23 protein-coding genes and 1 pseudogene are annotated in these 20816 nt (G+C 73.0%); 15 read left to right on the top strand and 9 right to left on the bottom strand.

The window, feature by feature from the left end:
- The first annotated feature begins 1 nt into the window (after position 1).
- The 5 genes from ACVGV0_RS21600 (at position 2) to ACVGV0_RS21580 (ending at position 5881) form a co-directional block, all read left to right on the top strand.
- The gene (locus tag ACVGV0_RS21600; protein WP_459157517.1) at positions 2 to 598 is read left to right on the top strand and encodes a TlpA family protein disulfide reductase; all 597 of its coding nucleotides are present in this window, start codon (positions 2 to 4) and stop codon (positions 596 to 598) included.
- Between the two features lie 154 nt (positions 599 to 752).
- On the top strand, positions 753 to 1535 hold the full coding sequence (locus ACVGV0_RS21595; RefSeq protein ID WP_459157516.1) for a cytochrome c biogenesis CcdA family protein: 783 nt from the start codon (positions 753 to 755) through the stop codon (positions 1533 to 1535).
- Entirely contained in the window at positions 1535 to 3136 is a 1602-nt protein-coding gene (gene resB, locus ACVGV0_RS21590; protein ID WP_459157515.1) for a cytochrome c biogenesis protein ResB, read from the top strand. The genes ACVGV0_RS21595 and resB overlap by 1 nt, the downstream gene beginning before the upstream one ends.
- Positions 3136 to 4143 (top strand): c-type cytochrome biogenesis protein CcsB, encoded by a 1008-nt coding sequence (ccsB, locus tag ACVGV0_RS21585; protein ID WP_459157514.1) that lies wholly within the window; start codon positions 3136 to 3138, stop codon positions 4141 to 4143. The genes resB and ccsB overlap by 1 nt, the downstream gene beginning before the upstream one ends.
- A 235-nt stretch (positions 4144 to 4378) precedes the next feature.
- Positions 4379 to 5881 carry a MinD/ParA family ATP-binding protein gene (locus tag ACVGV0_RS21580; protein WP_459157513.1) on the top strand — a complete coding sequence of 501 codons (1503 nt, stop codon included), beginning with the start codon at positions 4379 to 4381 and terminating at the stop codon, positions 5879 to 5881.
- 61 nt (positions 5882 to 5942) lie between these two features.
- Here ACVGV0_RS21580 and ACVGV0_RS21575 read toward each other — a convergent pair whose 3' ends face one another.
- Positions 5943 to 6137: a hypothetical protein gene (locus ACVGV0_RS21575; protein WP_459157512.1), complete on the bottom strand. Its 195-nt coding sequence runs from the start codon at positions 6135 to 6137 to the stop codon at positions 5943 to 5945.
- Positions 6138 to 6331: 194 nt separating this feature from the next.
- On the bottom strand, positions 6332 to 6568 hold the full coding sequence (locus tag ACVGV0_RS21570; RefSeq protein ID WP_459160091.1) for a BldC family transcriptional regulator: 237 nt from the start codon (positions 6566 to 6568) through the stop codon (positions 6332 to 6334).
- Between the two features lie 189 nt (positions 6569 to 6757).
- Here ACVGV0_RS21570 and ACVGV0_RS21565 point away from each other — a divergent pair, with 189 nt between their 5' ends.
- On the top strand, positions 6758 to 7156 hold the full coding sequence (locus ACVGV0_RS21565; protein ID WP_459157511.1) for a DUF4229 domain-containing protein: 399 nt from the start codon (positions 6758 to 6760) through the stop codon (positions 7154 to 7156).
- Between the two features lie 279 nt (positions 7157 to 7435).
- Positions 7436 to 8068 carry a DUF3558 family protein gene (locus ACVGV0_RS21560; RefSeq protein WP_459157510.1) on the top strand — a complete coding sequence of 211 codons (633 nt, stop codon included), beginning with the start codon at positions 7436 to 7438 and terminating at the stop codon, positions 8066 to 8068.
- Positions 8069 to 8258: 190 nt separating this feature from the next.
- Here ACVGV0_RS21560 and ACVGV0_RS21555 read toward each other — a convergent pair whose 3' ends face one another.
- The gene (locus tag ACVGV0_RS21555) at positions 8259 to 9131 is read right to left on the bottom strand and encodes a 1,4-dihydroxy-2-naphthoate polyprenyltransferase (RefSeq protein ID WP_459157509.1); all 873 of its coding nucleotides are present in this window, start codon (positions 9129 to 9131) and stop codon (positions 8259 to 8261) included.
- 27 nt (positions 9132 to 9158) lie between these two features.
- Positions 9159 to 10409 carry an o-succinylbenzoate--CoA ligase gene (menE, locus tag ACVGV0_RS21550; RefSeq protein ID WP_459157508.1) on the bottom strand — a complete coding sequence of 417 codons (1251 nt, stop codon included), beginning with the start codon at positions 10407 to 10409 and terminating at the stop codon, positions 9159 to 9161.
- 56 nt (positions 10410 to 10465) lie between these two features.
- Between menE and ACVGV0_RS21545 the strand changes: the two genes are divergently transcribed.
- The gene (locus ACVGV0_RS21545; RefSeq protein ID WP_459157507.1) at positions 10466 to 11755 is read left to right on the top strand and encodes an RNA-guided endonuclease InsQ/TnpB family protein; all 1290 of its coding nucleotides are present in this window, start codon (positions 10466 to 10468) and stop codon (positions 11753 to 11755) included.
- A gap of 209 nt (positions 11756 to 11964) precedes the next feature.
- Here the strand turns inward: ACVGV0_RS21545 and ACVGV0_RS21540 are convergent, their stop codons facing one another.
- Positions 11965 to 12696, bottom strand: coding sequence for an AMIN-like domain-containing (lipo)protein (locus ACVGV0_RS21540; RefSeq protein WP_459157506.1), 732 nt, complete (start codon positions 12694 to 12696; stop codon positions 11965 to 11967).
- A 431-nt stretch (positions 12697 to 13127) separates the two neighbouring features.
- On the opposite strand from ACVGV0_RS21540, the gene ACVGV0_RS21535 reads away from it, so the two are divergent.
- From ACVGV0_RS21535 to ACVGV0_RS21525, 3 genes are all read left to right on the top strand, one after another.
- Positions 13128 to 13553 carry a hypothetical protein gene (locus ACVGV0_RS21535; RefSeq protein WP_459157505.1) on the top strand — a complete coding sequence of 142 codons (426 nt, stop codon included), beginning with the start codon at positions 13128 to 13130 and terminating at the stop codon, positions 13551 to 13553.
- A gap of 42 nt (positions 13554 to 13595) precedes the next feature.
- Positions 13596 to 14015: an organic hydroperoxide resistance protein gene (locus ACVGV0_RS21530; protein WP_459157504.1), complete on the top strand. Its 420-nt coding sequence runs from the start codon at positions 13596 to 13598 to the stop codon at positions 14013 to 14015.
- A gap of 141 nt (positions 14016 to 14156) precedes the next feature.
- A complete protein-coding gene (locus ACVGV0_RS21525; protein WP_459157503.1) occupies positions 14157 to 15164 on the top strand; it encodes an alcohol dehydrogenase in 1008 nt (335 codons plus the stop codon).
- Positions 15165 to 15355: 191 nt separating this feature from the next.
- On the opposite strand, the gene ACVGV0_RS21520 is transcribed toward ACVGV0_RS21525, so the two are convergent.
- The gene (locus ACVGV0_RS21520) at positions 15356 to 16891 is read right to left on the bottom strand and encodes an AMP-binding protein (RefSeq protein WP_459157502.1); all 1536 of its coding nucleotides are present in this window, start codon (positions 16889 to 16891) and stop codon (positions 15356 to 15358) included.
- 208 nt (positions 16892 to 17099) lie between these two features.
- On the opposite strand from ACVGV0_RS21520, the gene ACVGV0_RS21515 reads away from it, so the two are divergent.
- Together ACVGV0_RS21515 and ACVGV0_RS21510 are read left to right on the top strand one after the other, a co-directional pair.
- On the top strand, positions 17100 to 17966 hold the full coding sequence (locus ACVGV0_RS21515; protein WP_459157501.1) for a LuxR C-terminal-related transcriptional regulator: 867 nt from the start codon (positions 17100 to 17102) through the stop codon (positions 17964 to 17966).
- Positions 17967 to 17992: 26 nt separating this feature from the next.
- Positions 17993 to 18208 (top strand): hypothetical protein, encoded by a 216-nt coding sequence (locus ACVGV0_RS21510; protein WP_459157500.1) that lies wholly within the window; start codon positions 17993 to 17995, stop codon positions 18206 to 18208.
- 12 nt (positions 18209 to 18220) lie between these two features.
- Here ACVGV0_RS21510 and ACVGV0_RS21505 read toward each other — a convergent pair whose 3' ends face one another.
- Positions 18221 to 18649 (bottom strand): hypothetical protein, encoded by a 429-nt coding sequence (locus ACVGV0_RS21505; protein WP_459157499.1) that lies wholly within the window; start codon positions 18647 to 18649, stop codon positions 18221 to 18223.
- 4 nt (positions 18650 to 18653) lie between these two features.
- A pseudogene (locus ACVGV0_RS21500) lies at positions 18654 to 18839 on the bottom strand (1,4-dihydroxy-2-naphthoyl-CoA synthase); the annotation flags it as partial.
- Between the two features lie 128 nt (positions 18840 to 18967).
- Here ACVGV0_RS21500 and ACVGV0_RS21495 point away from each other — a divergent pair.
- A complete protein-coding gene (locus tag ACVGV0_RS21495; protein WP_459157498.1) occupies positions 18968 to 19279 on the top strand; it encodes a hypothetical protein in 312 nt (103 codons plus the stop codon).
- Positions 19276 to 19587: a hypothetical protein gene (locus ACVGV0_RS21490; protein ID WP_459157497.1), complete on the top strand. Its 312-nt coding sequence runs from the start codon at positions 19276 to 19278 to the stop codon at positions 19585 to 19587. Before ACVGV0_RS21495 ends, ACVGV0_RS21490 begins: the two co-directional genes overlap by 4 nt.
- A 195-nt stretch (positions 19588 to 19782) precedes the next feature.
- Here ACVGV0_RS21490 and ACVGV0_RS21485 read toward each other — a convergent pair whose 3' ends face one another.
- Positions 19783 to 20718 (bottom strand): 1,4-dihydroxy-2-naphthoyl-CoA synthase, encoded by a 936-nt coding sequence (locus tag ACVGV0_RS21485; protein ID WP_459157496.1) that lies wholly within the window; start codon positions 20716 to 20718, stop codon positions 19783 to 19785.
- Positions 20719 to 20816 lie beyond the last annotated feature (98 nt).

Below are 20816 nucleotides of genomic sequence, written 5' to 3'. Positions count from 1 at the left end.
CATGGCACGGCTGCTGCGGCGACTGGCCGCCTTCGGGATCGCGCTCGCGCTCGTCGGCGGCTGCGCGACCCAGGGCGACGACGCGGTCGACGAGAACGGCGAGTTCACGTTCGTCTCCCCGGGAGGGCAGACGCGCCTGTTCTACTCCCCGCAGGAGCGCGGCCGGGTGTCCGGGCTCGAGGGCGAGAGCCTGATGCGGCCGGGCGAGCAGGTCTCCCTGGGCGACTTCCGCAACCAGGTCGTGGTGCTCAACATCTGGGGCTCGTGGTGCGGCCCGTGCCGCGCGGAGGCCGATGACCTGCAGCGGGTGCAGGACCGGACCCGCGAGCAGGGGGTGCGGTTCCTCGGCATCGACGTGCGCGACGAGCGCAGCGCGGCGCAGGACTTCCACGACAGCCACGACATCAGCTACCCGTCGCTGTTCGACCCGTCCGGCCGTTCGCTGCTGGCGCTGGACAACTTCCCGCGCAGCACGGTTCCGGCGACGATCGTGCTGGACCGGCAGCACCGGGTCGCGGCGATCTTCCTGACGCAGGTGCGCGACGACGAGCTGCTGCCGCACGTGCAGCGCGTGGCGCAGGAGCGGCCGCAGGCCTGACGCGAGCGGGGCACGAACGTCCCCGACTGCGCGGGACCTTGGTCCCGCGCCGCGGGCGCGCGTCCGGTGAACCCGCTTTGTCCAGGGCAAAGAGTGCGCCGAGTCACCAAGCCCGGTGGCGGGCCGCGTTTTCGCCTTGCCTACCCTCGAACGCGTGGATCCCACCGAGCTCGCGAAGACCGGCCCGCTGCTGCTCGCGGCCGTCGTGTCGGTGCTCGCCGGCGGGGTCAGCTTCGCCTCGCCCTGCGTCGTCCCGCTCGTGCCCGGTTACCTCGCGTACCTGGCCGGCCTCGTCGGAGCCGAATCCCCGCCGGTGACCAGCGCAGAAACGCGGGATGCGCGGCGCGGCCGGTGGCGGGTCGCGGGCGCGGCGCTGCTGTTCGTGCTCGGCTTCAGCGCGGTGTTCGTCTCGGCGACGTGGATGCTGCTCGGGCTCTCCGACGCGCTGCTGGCGAACGAGCTGCTGCTGCAGCGCATCGGCGGGGTCGTCACCGTGGCCATGGGTCTGGTCTTCCTCGGCCTGGTTCCCGCGCTGCAGCGGGACGTGCGGATCCACCGCGTGCCGAAGGCCGGGGTGTGGGGCGCTCCGCTGCTCGGCGCCGTGTTCGGTCTCGGGTGGACGCCGTGCCTCGGCCCGACGCTGGCCGGTGTCATGTCGCTGACCGTCGCCACGCAGCCGGACTCGCCCGCGGCCGTGCGCGGACTGGTGCTGATCCTCGCGTACTGCCTCGGCCTGGGCCTGCCGTTCGTCCTGCTGGCGCTGGGCGCGCGGTGGGCCGTGCGCAGCACCGAGTGGGTGCGCCGCAGGAGCCGCGCCATCCAGGTCACCGGCGGTGCGCTGCTGGTGGTCGTGGGCCTGGCGCTCGTCACGGGATTGTGGGGAGAACTGATCGCGATGCTCCGGAGCCCGATCAACGCGACCGAGCTGCCGATCTGATGCGCGAGCACCTGAGAACCGGCTGGGCCTTCCTGCGCAACACCTGGCGCGGGCTGACGTCGATGCGCACCGCTCTGGTGCTGCTGTTCCTGCTGGCGGTGGCCGCGCTGCCCGGGGCGCTGATCCCGCAGCGCTCGCTGAACCCGAGCGAGGTGGACCGGTACTTCCAGGACTACCCGACGCTGGCGCCGATCCTCGACAAGCTCGGCGTGTTCGAGGTCTTCAGCTCGGTGTGGTTCGCCGCGATCTACGTGCTGCTGTTCATCTCCCTGGTCGGGTGCCTGGTGCCGCGGTGCTGGGAGTACTACAAGCAGGCCCGCGGCAAGCCCGTGCGCACGCCCCGCAACCTCGGCCGCATGCCGCACTACGCCCACATCACCACCGATTCCGGTGTGGACGACGTGCTGGCGGACTCGCGGCGGCGGCTGAAGCGCTGGCGCCGCACCGAGTTCACCGAGTCCGCGGGCGCCGAGTCGCTCAGCGCCGAGCGCGGCTACCTGCGCGAGGCCGGCAACCTCGTGTTCCACTTCGCCCTGCTCGGCCTGCTCATCGCGGTCGCGGGCGGCAAGCTGTACTCCTACGAGGGCCAGGTCATCGTCCAGGCCGACGGCTCCGCCTTCTGCAATTCGGGCACGTACAACTACGACTCGTTCAACGCGGGGTTGAACGTGGACGGCACGGACCTGAGCGAGTTCTGCGTGCGCGTCAACGGCTTCCACGTGAACTACCTGCACAACGGGCAGGCGGTGGACTACCGGGTGGACATGGACTACCAGTCCGGCGAGGCGCTCGAGCGCGGCGAGTGGAAGCCGCACGAGCTGCGGGTCAACCACCCGCTGCGCACGGCCGGCGACCGCGTGTACCTCACCGGCAACGGCTACACGCCGCAGTTCACGGTCATCTTCCCGAACGGCGAGCGGCGCACGAAGACGACCCAGTGGCAGCCGGTGGACACGGTGACGATGCTCTCGCAGGGGGCGACGAAGTTCGACCCGCCGGGCATCGAGGACCCGTTCGAGCGGCGGCAGAAGCAGCTGGCGGTCACCGGGCTGTTCGCCCCCACCGCCTCGATGCAGGGCAAGGTGCTCAGCTCCGGGTTCCCCGCTCTCAACGACCCGGCCGCGGCGGTGGACATCATGCGCGGCGACCTGGGGTTGGACTCCGGCCGCGGCCAGTCGATCTTCAACGTCGACCAGAAGATGGTCGAGCAGGGCCGGCTGCAGCGCGTCGCCCGGGAGAACCTGCGGCCCGGCGAGGAGATCCGGCTCGACGACGGCACCCGCGTGCGCTTCGACGGCGTCCAGCGGTGGGTGAACCTGCAGGTCTCGCACGACCCGTTCCAGCCGTTCGCGCTGGGCTTCGCGGTGGCGATCATCTTCAGCCTGGGCGCCTCGCTGATGATCAAGCGGCGGCGCATCTGGGTGCGCGCCACGCCCCGGGCCGACGGGTCGACGCTCGTGGAACTCGGCGGGCTCGCCCGCACCGACCAGGCCGGGTACGGCGAGGAGTTCACCCGGCTGGCGCGTGATCTGCTGGGTGAGGACCGCGCGGAACCGACGGATCCGCGCGCGGCGGCGCCCGCTCCGGAAAGGAAGAACTGATGCAGGTCAATGAGATGCTGGCCGAGTTCAGCGACTGGGCCTACGCCACTTCGGTGGTCGTCTACATCCTCGCGATGCTGCTGTACTTCGCGGAGTTCTCCGCGGGGCGGCGCGCGAGCCGGGCGCAGCGGACCGAGGCCGAGCTCGTCGGTGCGGGCGGCCCGCGCACCGTGGCCCCGGGCGATGCCGGCGCCGTCGGCCGCGTGCCCGAGCAGCCGAAGCGCCCGTTCAGCGAGCGGCTCGGCGGCATGGCCGTGTCGATGACCGTGCTCGGCGCGCTCGTGCACGGGCTCTCGCTGCTCCTGCGCGGGGTTTCCGTGGGCCGCGCCCCGTGGGGCAACATGTACGAGTTCGGCTCGGCGATCACCCTGGCCGCCGTCATCGCCTGGCTGATCGTGCTGGTGCGGCAGATGCGGGCGCGCCGCGCGGACGCCCAGCCGGCGCAGCTGCGGGCGCTCGGCGGCTTCCTCATGCTGCCGGTGGTCGTGCTGCTGTTCCTGTCCGGCACGCTGCTGTACGCCCAGGCCCAGCCGCTGCAGCCGGCGCTGCAGTCGTACTGGATCGTCATCCACGTGACCGCGGCGATCATCTCGACCGGTTCGTTCATGTTCGCCGGTGTGGCCAGCATCCTGTTCCTGCTGCGCAAGCGCTACGAGAACTCCGGGGGGCTGGCGGCTTTCGCCGCGCGCCTGCCGAGCGGCGAGGCGCTGGACCGGATGGCCTACCGCGCCACCGTGATCATCTTCCCGGTGTGGACGTTCGCGATCGTGGCCGGTGCGATCTGGGCCGAGGCCGCCTGGGGCCGCTTCTGGGGCTGGGACCCGAAGGAGACCTGCTCGTTCATCGCCTGGATCGTGTACGCGGCCTACCTGCACGCCCGGGCCACGGCGGGCTGGCGCGGCAGCCGCGCGGCCTGGGTGAACATCATCGGGCTGGCCGTGATGATCTTCAACCTGTTCTTCGTGAACATCGTCATCTCCGGACTGCACTCCTACGCGGGCCTGTGATCGCCCCGCCGCGATGATCCCCCGAACGGGGGCAGCATCGCCCGCGGAGCCGAGCCCCGGTGCCTCCCACGCGCCTGACGCGCTGTGCCCTGCGCGTTCGTGCGGCCTGGTGCGGTGGTGCGGCCCATCCCCGCGTGACGGGACCGGGCGGACCCGACTACCGTGCACGATCGGGGTTGCTCCCGCGGAGACCGCTCCTCCGCGGGCTCGACGTGAACTGGGAGGGAAGGCAACGGTGACCGGACGGTACGAGGAGCCCGAGACGCGGCCGGATTCCGGCACGGCGCAGGACGACGTTCCCGCCGCGGACGTCGCGAATCCCGGTGGCGGCAACGACGGGTACGCGGAACCGGCCACCAAACCGGCCCACCCGACTCCGTCCTACGTGGACCCGAACGCGCACCGGGACGCCGCGCCGCAGCCGGACTCCGCTCCCTCCGGCGCGCAGCCCGCGGCACCGGCCCCGCAGGCGGGGAACGGTGCGCAGTCCGGCCCCTTCCCGGCGCAGCAGCCGGGCAGCGGGCCGCCGGGCAGCGGGGAGGGCTCCGGCGGCTTTCCGGTCGCACCCGCCTGGTACCAGCAGCCGCCAGCCCCGGGGCAGCCGCCAGCAGCGCCCGGGCAGCAGGCACCGGGCCAACCTGCGCCGGGCCAGCCCGTGCAACCCGGACCGCCCCCGCCGCCGGGCCAGGCCGGACCGCCCGGCCCGGTCGGGGGCTACGCCCCCGGCCAGCCGTCCGGCACCCCCGTGCCGCAGGGACAGCCCCCTGCACCGCAGGGGCAGGGCGGTGCTTCCGCCGATCCGGCGCAGGACCTGTCCTCGGCGCAGCTGCTCCGGCAGGCCAAGCGCCCGCCCCGCTCCGGGTGGCGCAAGGCCGTGTACGTGGCCAGCGGCAAGACCATCAACCTCGGGGAGAGCCCCGCCGACAAGCAGCGCCGCGAGCTCGTCAACCGGATCAACCAGCCGCTGCACGGCTGCTACAAGATCGCGATGCTGAGCCTGAAGGGCGGCGTCGGCAAGACCACGGCCACGGCGGGGCTCGGCTCCACGTTCGCCTCGCTGCGCGGCGACCGCGTCGTCGCCGTCGACGCGAACCCGGACCGGGGGACGCTGAGCCAGAAGATCCCGCAGGAGACGGCGGCCACCGTGCGGCACCTGCTGCGGGACTCCCAGCGCATCCGCAAGTACAGCGACGTGCGCGCCTACACCTCGCAGGGCCCGAGCCGCCTCGAGGTCCTCGCCAGCGAGCAGGACCCGGCCGTGTCCGAGGCGTTCAGCGAGGACGACTACCGGCGCACCGCCACCGTGCTCGAGCACTTCTACAACCTCGTGCTCACCGACTGCGGCACGGGGCTGATGCACTCGGCGATGAAGGGCGTGCTCGACCTCGCCGACTCGCTGGTCATCGTCTCGTCCAGCTCGATCGACGGGGCGCGCAGCGCCTCGGCCACCGTCGACTGGCTCGACGCGCACGGCTACGGCGACCTCGTCTCCCGCTCGATCGCGATCATCAACGGGGTGCGGCCGTCCTCCGGGAAGGTCGACGTGTCCAAGCTCGCCCAGCACTTCGAGGCGCGCTGCCGCGCCGTCATCAAGATCCCCTTCGACGCGCACCTCGAGGAGGGCGCCGAAGTGGACCTGGACCGGTTGGCGGGGCCGACGCGGCTGGCGATGCTCCAGCTGGCCGCGCTGGTGGCCGACGACTTCCCCTACGCGCCGGGGCGGCAGGCGCAGGGCTGACAGCGCCGCGGACGCGGGGCGTCCGCGGCGCTCGGTGGCGTAGCGGGCCGGCGGCCGCCGGTCACTCGCCCTCGTCGCTGTTGTTGGACTTGCGCTGCTGCTCGTCGATGCGTCGGAGGAACTCGGGGTCGTCGTCGGGGGCGAGGGGGGCCTGGCGCGGCGTGTCGTCCGACGCCTGGTCCGGCGTCGGTCCGAACGCCTTCCACACCAGCACGATGAGCGCCACCGCACCGATCGCTGCCAGGACATAGATCATCGGTCCACCTCCAACGCGTCCACTTCCGAGAGTAGCCAATCGTGGCGGGGATGTCGCTGACTCGAGCGGGTTCCGCCACCGGCAGGCCGGCGTCGCGGCCCGCGCGAAGGGGACCGGTGCTCCGGAGCCACGTCCGCCGTCGTCGGGGGCGGAGGAAGACCTCCTGCAGGACGGGCGTGGCCCCGGGCCGCGCGTCAGAAGTTCTGGCCGGCACCCGCGTCGTTGGTGAGCTCGGCGAGCAGGGTCCGCACCTCGGATTCGCGGAAGCGGCGGTGCCCGCCCGGGGTGCGGATGGAACCGATCCGGCCGGCCGTGGCCCAGCGGGTCACGGTCTTGGGGTCCACGCGGAACATCGCGGCGACCTCGCCGGGAGTCAGCAACTGCTCCTGACCGCTCTGGTTCTGCTGCGGCGTCGTCGCTTGGGTTGTCACGGTCACGAGCGACCTCCTCAATGCGGGCATTCGGGCATTCCGGTCGCATGTTGGCATCGGTGCGGCCAGGTACTCGAACCTTTGGGTCCAGGTAAAGGGAAAGTAAGGGATGAAGCGCCGGATCAGGATCATTCCGGGCGCGACGAGCCGTCGACCGCTGCCGCCGGCGCCCTGCGTATGCTGGTTGACGTGCGAGAACAGGAATCTGCGGAGCAGCCCGGCACGACCGGGCGGTCCGACCCGGTGGAGCAGCCCGACGCGGCCGAGCGGTCCGCGCCGGACAGTCGGCAGTCCGCTGAGCAGGAGTGGCCCGCGGCGCGGCTCGCCGGTGACATCGCGCTGTACACGCTCGCGCGCCTGGGCATGCTCGTGGTCGTCGCGGCCGTGCTCACCCTGCTCGGTGTGCCGTTCCTGGTGGCCGCGGCGGTGTCCGTGGTCGTGGTGATGCCGGTGTCGATGCTGGTCTTCGGCGCGCTGCGGCGGCGCGTCGCCACCGGGATCGCGGTGCGCAAGCAGGCGCGGCAGGCCCGGCGCGAGGCCCTGCGCGCGGAGCTGCGCGGCGAGGGCGGCGGTTCGGCGGGCGCCTGAGCGGCCGGCGGCTGCTCCGGGCGGGCGGCCCCGGTGGTCGTCCGCGGCGGGTCCGTGTCTCCTTTACCCGGGCCGTGCCTGTTTTACCTCTTCGGTAAACGGTCGTTGGTCCGCGGGTCCGCAGCGGGCCCGCGAGCCGCCCGCGCACCACCCTCCTGTGATGTAAATCTCCCCGATCGGTGCTCGAGGGGACGCAGGAGGGCGCCTGCTGCTGTCCCCCCGCCGCGGGGGACACTGGTGCCGCCACGAGGAGGGGGCCACCACGAGGAGGAGGTGCGTGTGCGGTCAGCAGGACGCGCGGGCGCGGCTGTCGGCGCGGTGGCGCTGGGACTCGCCGCGTGGGGACTCGCCGCGTGCTCCCCTGGGGAACCGGAGGGCCCGCAGGAGCAGCAGCCGTCCACCTCCAGCGCCCCGCCGACCTCGACGGCCCCGAGCGCTCCCCGCCACGTGCCGCCGCAGCAGCGCGTCCGGCTCTCCGACCTCACCGCCGAGGACATCTGCGGGCTCGTCTCCCCGGGCAAGCTCGCGGGGCTCGCGTTCCCGGTCGACAGGGGGACGCCGCGCAGCGCGGGGACCGGGCCGCGCGTGCCCGGCTGCGAGTTCCCCGCTCCCGACGGGCCCCGCTCGGTCCTGCTCGGGGCCCAGCCCGCCGGCTTCGCCGATCTCGGGCGCGAGGAGGTCGAACTCGACGAGCTGAGCGCGGAGACGTCCACCTCGGCGGACCCGACCTCCTCGGCGCAGGAGGAGCCGCCGCAGGCCACGCGCACCCTGCGGGCGAACAGCTGCACCGTTTACACCCCCGTCGCGGACGCGACGCTGCAGGTCACCCTGGTCCAGCCCGAGTCGGGCACCGACCAGTGCGAGCTCGCCGAGGACGTCACCACCTACCTCAGGCCCGCGCTCGTCGAGTAGTTCGCGCTGCACGACATCGCGGAAACGACCGGCCAGGCCGGCGTCCGCGCGACCGCCCTCCAACGTTCCGTCCGAATCGGACCCGAGCGTCCGCCCGGACTCCCCGCGGACCTCGTCCCGGAGCGGCTCGTTCCCCGGGTCCGCAGGTGTCCGAAGAGGACACAGCGCGGATCGGGCGGCGCGCCCGCGCTCAGCCGATGGCGAGCGCGGCGCCGGTGACCACCGACCACACGAGCATCGCGATGCCCGTGTCCCGCACCGCGGGGATCAGGGCGCGGCCCTGGGCGCCGCGGATCACCACGCGCAGCGGGAGGAACAGCAGCGGCAGCGCCACCAGGCCCAGCAGCGCCCACGTGTTGCGCACGCCGGTGAGCACGCTCAGCAGGAACGGGATCAGCGCCAGCGCTACGTAGAGCGTGCGCGTGTCCCGGTCGCCGAGCAGCACGGCCAGCGTGCGCTTGCCCGTCTCGCGGTCCGAGGGGATGTCGCGGAGGTTGTTGGACACCAGCACCGCGCTGGACAGCGCGCCCACACCGACGGCTCCGCCGATGCCGAACCCGCTGATCTCACCGGCCTGGGCGTACTGGGTGCCGAGCACGGCGATGATCCCGAAGAAGAGGAACACGGCGATCTCGCCCCAGCCCCGGTAGCCGTACGGGCGGGGCCCGCCGGTGTAGAACCACGCCCCGGCGATGCACACCGCTCCGATGAGGACCAGCCACCAGTGCCCGCTGAGCAGGCTCACGCCGATCCCCGCCAGCGCGGCCACGCCGAAGCACGTCCACGCCGCGGCCCGCACCGCCCCGGGCCGGGCCGCTTCGGAACCGACCAGCCGGAACGGCCCCACCCGGTCCGCGTCGGTGCCGCGGATCCCGTCCGAGTAGTCGTTGGCGAAGTTCACGCCGATGATGAACCCGAGCGCGACGACCAGCGCCAGCGCAGCGATCACCGGCCGGAAGCCGTCGACGCCGGCGGCGGCGCCGGTGCCCACGAGCACCGGGGCGATCGCGTTCGGAAACGTGCGGATGCGGGCGCCTTCCACCCACTGCGCGACTGTTGCCATGCCCGCCATCTTCGCGCACGGGCTCGATCACCCGGAGCGGTGCCCGTCCGGTGTGATCTGCCGCTCGAGGGCCCGGCGGTCCGGTTTGCCCGGTCCCCGCAGCGGCAGCTCCGCGCGGAACACCCAGCGCTTCGGCACCGCGGCCGGCCGCGCCCGCGTCCGCGCGGCCGCGCGCAGCCGCGCGACCAGCGGGTGCTGCTCCGCGTCGGCATCGGCCGGCAGCGGCTCGCCGCCGGCCGGCACGACCGCCGCGGCCACCGCCCGCCCCCACTCGGCATCGTCGACGCCGAACACGCACACCTCCTGCACGCCCTCCTCGGCGGCGAGCACGCGTTCCACCTCGGCGGGGGCGATGTTCACCCCGCCGGTGACGATCACGTCGTCGGCCCGGCCGAGGACGCGCAGCAGTCCGCCCTGCCACCGGCCCAGGTCGCCGGTGCGGAACCAGCCGCCGGCGAAGGCCGGGTGCTCCGGCCGGTCCCGGTAGCCGCGGGCGAGCATCGGCCCGCCCAGCCGCACCGGACCGGGCCCGGCGGGCTCGTCCGCGTCGACCGCGACCTGCGCGACGTCCAGCGGGGAGCCGCCGTAGACGCAGCCGCCGGCGGTCTCGCTCATGCCGTAGGTGGTGACCACGTGCACGCCCGCCTGCGCGGCCCGCTGGAGCAGGTGCGCCGGGGTGGCGGCCCCGCCGAGCAGCACCGCGTCGAAACCGCGCAGCGCCGCGCACCCCGCGTCGTCGTCGAGCAGGCGGCCGAGCTGCGTGGGCACGAGCGCGGTGTAGCGGGGGGCGTCGTCCGGCACCGCGCGCGCCGCGGCGGTGAACCGCTCGGTGCGGAAGCCGTCCGCGGTGTCCACCGCGTGCGGCGCGGTCCCGGCCCGGAGCGCGCGCACGAGCACCTGGATGCCGGCGATGTGCTGCGCGGGCATCGCCAGCAGCCAGTGCCCCGGGCCGCCGAGCGCCCGGTGCGTCGCGTCGGCGGAGGCGCGCAGCGCCGAGGCCGGCAGCAGCACGCCCTTCGGCGTGCCCGTGGAGCCGGAGGTGGGCACGACCAGCGCCGTCGGGTCGTCCGCGGCGTCCTCGCCGGGCCCCAGCGGTTCCCCGGCGCGCAGCGCCGCGCGCACGGTGCGGGCGTGCTCCCCGCCGTCCTGGCCGACCGGCAGCAGCGCTGGTCCCCCGCCGTGCAGCGCGCGGCGCAGGGCGGGGAGGACGCTGAGCGCCCCGACCCCCGCGGGCACGGGCAGCGGCTGCAGGGGGCGGGCGGGGGGCGTGGAGGTCATCGAGCATCCAATCGGCGGAGGCCCCGGCGTTCACGCCGGGGAGGAGCCGATCCCGAGTGGTTCCGAGTGACCAACTGGGAACGATCTCTCACGTACAAAGTTGCTACCATGCAAGGATGAGCCGGACGCGGGTGAAGCGGGCGTACAAGTACCGCTTCTATCCGACCGATGCGCAGCGGCAGGAGTTGCTGCGCACGTTCGGTTGTGTGCGCACGGTCTACAACCTCGCCCTTCAAGAGCGGACTCGCGCGTGGTTCACCGAGCAACGTCGGGTGAACTACGCGCAGACCTCGGCGATGCTGACCGAGTGGAAACGCTCCGCGGAGTTGTCCTACCTCGGCGAGGTCTCCAGCGTGCCGCTTCAGCAGACGTTGCGGCACCTGCAAGGCGCGTTCGCGTCGTTCTTCGACAAGCGTGCGCAGTACCCCCGATTCAAGTCGCGGAAGAAGTCGCGCCAGTCGGTCGAGTACACCAAGTCCGGATTCACGTGGCGCAACGGCCAGCTCACGTTGGCGAAGATGCGTGCACCGCTCGACATCGTGTGGTCCCGCCCACTGCCGGAAGGTGCCGAGCCGTCCACGGTGACCGTGTCGCGTGACGCGGCCGACCGGTGGTTCGTGTCGATCCTGGTCGAAACCAGCACCGAGCGCTACGCGCCGAACGGGCAGACCGTCGGAGTGGATGCCGGGCTGGACTCGCTGGCGACCCTGTCGACCGGCGAGAAGATCACCAACCCCCAGCACGAACGCCGGGACCGGAAACGTCTGGCGAAGGCCCAGCGGGAGCTGTCCCGCAAGGACACCGGCAGCAACAACCGGGCCAGGGCCCGGCGGAAGGTGGCCCGCGTGCACGCGCGCATCACCGACCGCAGGCGGGACCACTTGCACAAGGTCACCACTCGACTCGTCCGTGAGAACCAAACGGTCGTGATCGAAGACCTTCAGGTGCGCACCATGCTCGGCAACCACAGTCTCGCGCGCGCGATCTCCGACGCGTCGTGGTCGGAGTTCCGCACGATGCTGGAGTACAAGGCCGCGTGGTACGGCCGTGAGGTGGTCGCGATCGACCGGTGGTTCCCCTCCAGCAAGACGTGCTCCGCGTGCGGACGACGTGCTGGGAGGATGCCGTTGCACATCCGCACCTGGACCTGTGCCGGGTGCGGCGCCACGCACGACCGCGACGTGAACGCCGCGTCGAACATCAAGGCCGCCGGGCTGGCGGTGTCGGCCTGTGGAGCCGGTGCGCGTCCTCAACGGGAGCCCTCCCGGACGGGGCAATCGGTGCCGAAGCAGGAACTTTCCGGCGCGAGCCGGAAGGGAATCCCCGCCCTTCAGGGCAGGGAGTAGTCAAGCGTTCATTCTCCCGCCGCGCGGTGCGCGGTGCAGCCGCGCCGGTTGCGGACTTCCCGGTGCGGTCGTCCCCGGAGCGCGGAACCGGGACGTGATCCGCGGTCCTGCGGAGCGGTTGCTCGGGGAACCCCGCATCCGGGGGCGCCCTCCCGGTTCTCGCGCCTCGCCTGGCCGCGCCCGAGGGCGCGGCCAGGCCTCGCGGGGCGTCAACTGGCGTCGAAAGTTACCTCCTGGGTCGCGCCGCGGGTGCACGTGTAGTGGTGCCCGGGGAGTTCACCCGGACTCCTCCGGGGCTGGCAGGAGAACCCGCCGGGGGTCGTGTAGGGCTCGCCCAAGTTCGGATCAGCCAGCGCGGCGGCGTCCCGGGCCGGGCCGCAGCCGATACCGCTGGCACTGATGCCGAACGCGCCGTGGTCGCTCTGGGGCGCGAACGCGACGTCACCGCACGCGCCGGGGTGGGCGACGTCGATGACGAGACGGTCGGGGTCGCGCAGCGTGAACACGTTGAGCGGTGCCCTGTCCGGGCCGTTGATGCCCAGTCCGACCTCGGCGGCGCCTTCGAAGAAGGTGTGGTAGTTCACCTCGGCCAGCTGGGGCAGGTCCGGCAGCAGCCTTTCCGGCGGCTTCTGCGAGTTCCGCGCCACGTGCTGCATGGAGACCGCCAACGAGCGCTCACCCGCCAGGTCGACCGGGTGTCCCGAGCCGCCTCGCCTGACCTCGCCGTACTCCACGTCCGCGTCGGGCACGCCGCCGCGGTAGTCGAACACCACGCGGTCGAAGGTGGGATGCGTCCCGACGCGGATGTCGACCAGCTGCGGCTGACCGGCGTCCGGTGAGTCCGCGGTTCGCAGCTGCGGGGCGGCGTGGGCCGTTCCCGCCAATGCCGTGACCGCGGCGATGAGCACGGACGTGCTCAGGATTCGCGTTCGGAAGAACACGGGGCCTCCTCGCGGGCCGCCGGTCGGGATGGCCGACGCGGGTGAGTTCGTTCTTGCCGCCCGGTGGACGCGGAGCCGGTCGGTGGGGTTGCGGGCGGCAGATCGTCCTGATCGTCCGGATCGTCCAGCACCCCCGCCCGGGCGGCAGCCCGGTGCCGGGTCCGTTCGACTGCTGGGACGTGGCCGACGCGGTGCTGGAGCACCTCGACGCGCTCGGCCTGCACCGCGTGATCGTCGGCGGTCTCCCGCAAGGCGGGTTCGTTCGACACCGCCCCCGACGACCGCTCCCGGCTGGCCTGCACCGAGACCCCGGCCGATGAGAAGGCCGCGACCTGCGCCGAGTTCCTGTGCCGAACCCGTGCCTGGTTCGCCTGCCACGACATCACCGTTGAACGCGTGCTCACCGGCAACACCAACGCCCGGAGCGCCTCATGACCCTCCACGAGTTCACGTTCGTGCTCGATCGTGACCCCACCGACGACGAGGTGGACACCCTGTTCGACGCGACGCAGGGCGACGCAACGCCGGAACTGCGCAGGGGCGCGTCGCTGCTGCGTTTCGATCGGGAGGCCGACACCCCGGCCGCGGCACTCGTGTCCGCACGAGCACGTGCGAACGCGAGATTGCTGCTGCTGACCATCTGGTGCGGGCGCGCCAGCTGCTGTCCGCGGACGTCGACAAGAAGACCGTCACTGAACTGCTCAGCACTCGACCGGCCGCGCCCGCCGGGAGAACGGAGAAAGCCGGGCTGCGCCTGCCTCCCGGCGAACGTGGCGAGCGGTCCCCGGCCGGCCCGGAATCGCTGCGCTGCAGCGCGCAATCCAGCAGCGGGTGTGACGGCGCGCGGTGCGGGGTAGTCAGCGGAAAGCCGTCGATCTCGTTCTGCTGAAAGGAGCACCATGAGCATTTCCTACACCGCAGTGGCCACCTCGACCGGCGGCGGCCGGGACGGCCAGGTGCACACGTCGGACGGTCAGATCAAGCAGCCGGTGCGGACGCCGAAGGCGATGGGCGGCGACGGCGAGGGCACCAATCCCGAGCAGCTGTTCGCGGCGGCCTACGCCGCGTGCTTCCACGGCGCGATGCGGCTGGCGGCCAAGAACAGCGGTGCCACGGTCCCCGACGGGACGACGATCGACGCGGAGGTCGGCATCGGGCCGGACGAGACCAGCTTCGGCCTCGCCGTGACCCTGATCGGCCACTTCCCGGGGCTGGAGCAGGAGGCCGCCGACAACCTCATGCACCAGGCCCACCAGGTCTGCCCGTACTCGAAGGCGACGAGCGGCAACATCGAGGTCGCGCTCCGAGCGACCGTGTAACCCGGGATCGCCTCGCCCCGACCGCCTCACCCCCGGACCTGCCGGGCGCGCACCGGCAACGCGCCCGCGGTCCGCGGGGTCCGCGCCCGGAGGTCGCTCCGGGCGCCCGTGAAAGACGCCGAGGATCGAGGAGCAGCGACGATGCGAGCCGTGCAGGTCGCCGAAGCGGGTGCCCCGCTGGAACTGGTCGAACGCGAGGTCCCCGAGGTCCGCGGGGACCAAGTGCGGGTGCGCGTGGAGGCGTGCGGGGTCTGCCACAGCGACATGTGGGCCAAGGAGGGAGTGCTGCCCAGCACCCCTTATCCGATCGTGCCCGGGCACGAGGTCGTGGGGGTGATCGACGAGCTCGGCCCAGCGGTGACCGGACCGTGGCAGCGGGGAGAACGAGTGGGGGTCGGCTGGTTCGGCGGGTCCTGCCACCACTGCGAGTCCTGCCGGCGGGGCGACTTCATCACCTGCCCGAACGGCGTGGTCCCCGGCATCACCTTCGACGGCGGGTACGCCGAGCACGTCGTGGTCCCGGCCGATGCTCTGGCCCGCACGCCCGACGAGCTGTCCTCGGTCGAAGCCGCGCCACTGCTGTGCGCCGGGGTCACCACCTACCACGCGCTGCGGGAGAGCACCGCCCGTCCCGGGGACCGCGTCGCCGTGCTCGGCGTCGGCGGGCTGGGGCACCTGGGCATCCAGTTCGCCGCGCGGATGGGCATGGAGGTCGTCGCGATCTCCCGCGGTCCCGGCAAGGCCGACCTCGCCCGCCAGCTGGGCGCGCACCACCACATCGACAGCCAGGCCGACGATCCCGGTCAGGCCCTGGCCGATCTCGGCGGCGCGCAGGTGGTGCTGGCGACGGCGTCCAGCGGGGCGGCGGCGAGTCGAACCGTGCCCGGACTCGCGGCCCGCGGACAACTGCTGGTGCTCGGTGCGGCCGACGATCCGCTGCAGGTGACCGCTCCCGCGCTGATCATGCCGGGTGCCTCGCTCGTGGGCCACCCCTCCGGGACCTCGAAGGACTCCGAGGACACGCTCCGGTTCAGCCGGCTGACCGGGGTCCGGCCGATGATCGAGACCGCGCAGCTGGAAAAGGCGCCCGAGGCCTACGAGAGGATGATCAACAACGAGGCGCGGTTCCGGATGGTGCTCACCCCCTGACCGGTACCACCGCGGACATGCCGGCGGGCGGCGCGCACCGCCGCTGACCCGGCCCGACGAGGTCGCCGCGCTGATCGGCGACTGGCTCGCCGAACTCGGCTGGGCCGGGACGAGCGCGCACGTCGAAGTGCCGGCGGTGCTCCCGCCGCCGAACGCCGCCGCACGGCGCCCAGCGGCGGGGCCCGCGGCGCTCAGCCGATGTCGCGCTGCCGGTCGGACCAGTACGGCTCGCGGAGCTTGAACTTCTGCAGCTTGCCCGTGGCGGTGCGGACCAACCCCTCGCGGAACTCGACCGTGGTGGGCGCCTTGTACCGGGCCAACCGGGCCTTGCAGTGCTCGATCAGCTCGGCCTCCGCGGCGTGCGAGTCCGGCTCCAGCACGACGAGCGCCTTGACCGTCTCGCCCCACTTCTCGTGCGGCACCCCGATCACGGCGACCTCGGCCACCGCGGGGTGGCTGAACAGCGCGTCCTCGACCTCGACGGAGGACACGTTCTCGCCGCCGGTGATGATGACGTCCTTCTTGCGGTCGCTGATGGTGAGGTAGCCGTCGTCGTCGAGGAACCCGCCGTCGCCGGTGTGGAACCAACCGCCGGCGAGCTTCTCCTCCGTCTCCTCCGGCTGGCGCCAGTAGCTCTTGAGCACCACGTTGGACTGCGCCAGCACTTCGCCGTCGCTGGAGATGCGCATCCTCGTGCCCAGCCCGGGCGCGCCGGCGCGGACGAGCTTGCCGGCGCGCTGCTCGGCGTCGAGCTCGTCCCACTCGGAGCGGGTGCGGTTGATGGTGAGCAGGGGCGAGGTCTCGGTCAGCCCGTAGATCTGGACGAACTCCCAGCCCAGCTCGGTCTCCACGCGCGCGGCGGTGCGGGTGGGCGGGGGAGCGCCCGCGACGATGATCCGCACCCCGTCGCGGCCGGGGATCTCGCCGTCCCACTCGGCGGCCGCGGCCAGCACGGCGTTGACCACGGCCGGGGCCGCGCACATGACGGTGACCCCGTGCTCGGCGACGCGCCGCAGGATCTCCGCCCCGTCGACCTTGCGCAGCACGACGTGCTTGGCGCCGACGCCGGTCATGCCGAACGGCATGCCCCAGCCGTTGGCGTGGAACATCGGCAGCGTGTGCAGGTACACGTCGCGGTCGGTGGCGCCGGCGTGCAGGGCGAAGGTGGTGGCGTTGACCCAGATGTTGCGGTGGGTGATCTCCACGCCCTTGGGGCGGGCGGTGGTCCCGCTGGTGTAGTTGATCGTCGCCGTCGCGTTCTCGTCCGGCTGCCACGGCCGCGGCTCGACGCCGAACCGGTACATCGCGGCGTCGCCGTCGGCGCCCAGCACGATCGTGCGCTCGCACGGCACGTCGGCGAGGTGCTCGGCCAGGTCGGGGTCGACCAGCAGCACGCGGGCACCGGAGTGCTCGACGATGTAGGCGACCTCGTCGCGGGAGAGGCGGTAGTTGATCGGCACGAGGACCCTGCCGTACCCGCACACGCCGAAGAACGAGGCCAGCAGGCGCGCGCTGTTGTGCGAGACGACGGCGACGCGTTCGCCGGGTTCGACGCCGAGCGCGTCCAGCCCGGCCGCTTGGGCGCGCGCCAGCTCCTCGAGGCGCGCGTAGGTCAGGTCGCCCAGCGGCTGCGCGGGCTGGTCGGGCTCGTCGACGACGCCGACGCGGTCGCCGTAGGCGGTCGCGGCGCGGTCGAGGAAATCGCGCGCGCCGAAGGGGATGAACATGCTCGCCTCCTCGGTGGTCCTGCCCTGGTCGGTGGTTCTGCGTCGGGGGCGGTGCCGGATCGCCGGCGCGGCGCCCGCACCCCTCCGCCGGCTCGGGTCGGGCGGGTACGCTGCAGCGCCACGTGAGGTGAGGGTGCGCGGTGGGTCACACTTCCGCCACCCCCGCGCGGGGGTGGGCGCACGCGCGCACTGCGAGGAGGTGCGATCCGTGGTGGTCCAGGCGTGCGGCGGCGCGGGCGAGGACGATCAGCTCCTGCGCAACGCGGTGCGCGCGCTGCAGCGCCAGGTGGGGCTCGGGGTCGTGTTCGGCGGACGCGTCGACGGCTCCGACGCGCTGGTGCTGAGCGCGCTGCGGGGCACCGAGACCGGGGCGCTGCAGGACCTGCGGGTGCTTCCCAGCGCGGGCCTCGGCGGGCGCGTGGTGGCCTGCCGCCGGCCGAGCGCGGTGGACGACTACCCGGCCTCCAGCGGGATCAGCCACGACTACGACCGGCCGGTGGCCCGCGAGCGGTTGCGGACGATGTTCGCCGTGCCGGTCACCGCGAACCGCTCCGTGCGGATGGTGCTCTACGGCGGGATCCGCCGGGTCGAGCCGTTCGGCGACCGCACGCTGCGCGCGGCGATGCGGGTGGCGGAGTCCGTCGGCAGGGAGGTGGCGGTCCGCGAGGAGGTCGACCGGCGGGTGGCGGCGTTGTCGCAGGGCGCTGAGCTGCGGTCGCGGCAGGTTCCGCCGGACAGCGCGGACTGGGACGCGGTCCGCGCGGCGCACGCGCAGCTCCGCCAGCTCGCCGCCGAGGTCGACGACCCGGAGTTGCGGGAGCGGATCACGTCGATCACCGACGGCCTCGCGGGCCGTTCGGCGCCCGCCGGCGGCTCGGCTCCGCGGCTGTCGGAGCGCGAGCTCGACGTGCTCGCCTGCGTCAGCTTGGGCTGCACCAACGCCGAGGCGGCGCAACGGCTGCAGATCCTGCCGGAGACCGTGAAGAGCTACCTGGGCGGTGCCATGCGCAAGCTCGGGGTGCACGACCGGCACAGCGCGGCGTTGGCGGCGCGCCGCCTCGGGCTGCTGCCCTGATGGGACGAGGACTGAGGAACGGGGACGTGGGGCGGATGCGGGATGAGCACCTGCAGGGCGGGAAGCGCGCCGAGGCGGACGCCGCCGGGGAGCAGATCACCGGGGAGCAGGACGCCGGTCAGCACGGGGGCGGCGATCCCGCGTGCTGGCTCGCGCTCCTGTGCCCCGAGTGCGGAGCGGTCGCCGAGCAGGAGCCGCCCACCCGGTGCGCGCGCTGCGGGGCCGAGCTCCCGGCGGGCTGAGCTCTCGAGCGCTCAACCGTCCTCGCCCGCCGGCTCCTCCAGCACGAGCCACGGCATGTTCTCCGGTTCCCTGCGCCCGGGCAGGTGGGCGTTGAGCAGCGCGGGCAGCCAGGTCGCCACCGGCACGCCGAGCTCGCCGGACAGCTCGTCCAGCACCGCCGCCTGGTCCGCGGAGGGGCGGACGCGGATCAGCACCGGTCCCGTTCCGAGGTGGTGCACCGTCTCCTGCGCCGCCGGCGACCTCAGGCGCGCCCGCGCGGTGCGCACCAGTTCCGGGAGCTCGCCGCGCCGCTGCTCGACGGCCTCGAACACCACCGACGTCGTGGTGCGGTCTGCGTGCTGCTCGCGGTAGGTGTCCAGCCGGGCTTGCAGGGCGTCCGAGACGTGCACCGCCAGGGGCTCGTCCGGGCGGGTCCTGCCCTCGGGGGTTCGAGTGGCCATGCGCTCAGTAGTACCAGGGGAACTGCGCCCAGTCGGGGTCGCGCTTGTCCAGGAACGCGTCGCGGCCCTCCTGGGCCTCGTCGGTCATGTAGGCCAGGCGGGTGGACTCGCCGGCGAACAGCTGCTGGCCGACGAGACCGTCGTCGAGCGCGTTGAAGGCGTACTTGAGCATCCGCTGCGCCGTGGGCTCGGTCGTTTCGAACTCCATCCCGGTGTTGCTGTGGCACTCGCGCGCCATGGTATGGGTATTACCCACAAGCCCCGGTGGGGTTAGGATGGGTGGTGCACGCGAACGCACGCGTCACGGGGAGGGCAGTCATGACCACATTGGCCGGGTTCGAACCCGTCACCGAGGTCGCCGTGGACGAGCGGGGTCGCGTGGCCGTCGGCCGCGCGCTGGGCGAGAGCTCCGCGAGCCGCTTCGCCGTCTCCCGCAACGAGGAAGGGCAGATCCTGCTGACCCCGCTGGTGAGCATCCCGCAGCGGGAGAAGGTCGTCTGGGAGGACGAACAGGTCAAGGCGTCGCTGCTCCGTGGCATGCACGACGCCGCCGAGGGCAACGTGTCCCAGCGGGACGATTTCATCGACCGCAACGCGACCGACGATGACGACGAGGACGCCCAGGCGTGAGCGCACCCCCCTACCACTTGTTGTTCACCGGTGAAGCCGAGAAGGTCCTCGAGGATCTGGAGAACTCGACCTCCTACCGCGCCAAACGCAAGAAGGTGGCCAAGGCCCTGCAGAAACTGCGCGATGCGGGGCCGGGGTATCCGGCCCTGCAGTCGCACAAGTACGAGTCGATGCGGGGGCTCGACGGCGAGGACGTGTGGGAGTCGTACGTCGAGAACCGCACGCCGGGCGCGTGGCGGATCTGGTGGTACTACGGCCCGCGGGCGGACGCGATCACGATCCTCACCATCGGCCCGCACCCCGACTGACCGCCCAGCGACTGGTGGACTGCGCCGCGTCAGCCGCCCGACCCGCGGCCGGGTCTCTGGCGCGGCACGTGCTCGTGGCGGTGCTCAGCGGGCCCCGCGGCCGCGCTCAGCAGTCGGAGCGAATCGCGGTGACCCGGCTGATCCGACACCCCTCGGCAGCGCAGCGGCGCGGGAGCGGGCAATGCTGCTGGTCGATCAGTAGTACCAGGGGAACTGCGCCCAGTCGGGGTCGCGCTTGTCCAGGAACGCGTCGCGGCCCTCCTGGGCCTCGTCGGTCATGTAGGCCAGGCGGGTGGACTCGCCGGCGAACAGCTGCTGGCCGACGAGACCGTCGTCGAGCGCGTTGAAGGCGTACTTGAGCATCCGCTGCGCCGTCGGCGACTTGCCGTTGACCTCGCGGGACCACTGCAGCGCGGTGCGTTCCAGCTCCTCGTGCGCGACGACCTCGTTGACCATGCCCATCTCGTGGGCCTGCTCGGCGTCGTACGGGCGGCCGAGGAAGAAGATCTCGCGGGCGAACTTCTGCCCCACCTGCCGCGCCAGGTAGGCCGAGCCGAAACCGCCGTCGAAGCTGGCCACGTCCGCGTCGGTCTGCTTGAACCGGGCGTGCTCGGCGCTGGCCAGCGTCATGTCGCAGACCACGTGCAGGCTGTGCCCGCCGCCGGCGGCCCAGCCGGGCACCACCGCGATGACGGGCTTGGGCATGAACCGGATGAGCCGCTGCACCTCGAGGATGTGCAGCCGGCCGGCCTGCGCCGGGTCGGCCGTCTCCGCCGTCTCCCCCTCGGCGTAGCGGTAGCCGGAGCGCCCGCGGATGCGCTGGTCCCCGCCGGAGCAGAACGACCAGCCGCCGTCCTTGCCGGAAGGGCCGTTGCCGGTGAGCAGCACGCAGCCGACGTCGCTGCTCATGCGGGCGTGGTCGAGCGCGCGGAACAGCTCGTCGACCGTGTTCGGGCGGAAGGCGTTGCGCACGTCGGGCCGGTCGAAGGCGATGCGCACCGTGCCCCGGCCGGGGCCGTCCTCGGTGCAGCGGTGGTAGGTGATGTCGGTGAACTCGAACCCGGCGACGGGGTCCCACACGTCCGGGTCGAACAGCTCGGAAACGTTCGCGTTCTGCACGCCTGGGACCATAGTCGGCGCGCGGTTCCGGGGTGACCGCGGCCGCGAGCTCCCGAGTGGGCGGGCCCACCCTCGGCCAGGGGCGGTGCGCCCCGGGTGCGCGGCGGGGA

The organism is Salinifilum ghardaiensis (genome assembly GCF_054491345.1).
The sequence above is the reverse complement of the archived record's forward strand: the minus strand, read 5'-3'. Positions and strand labels throughout refer to the sequence as shown.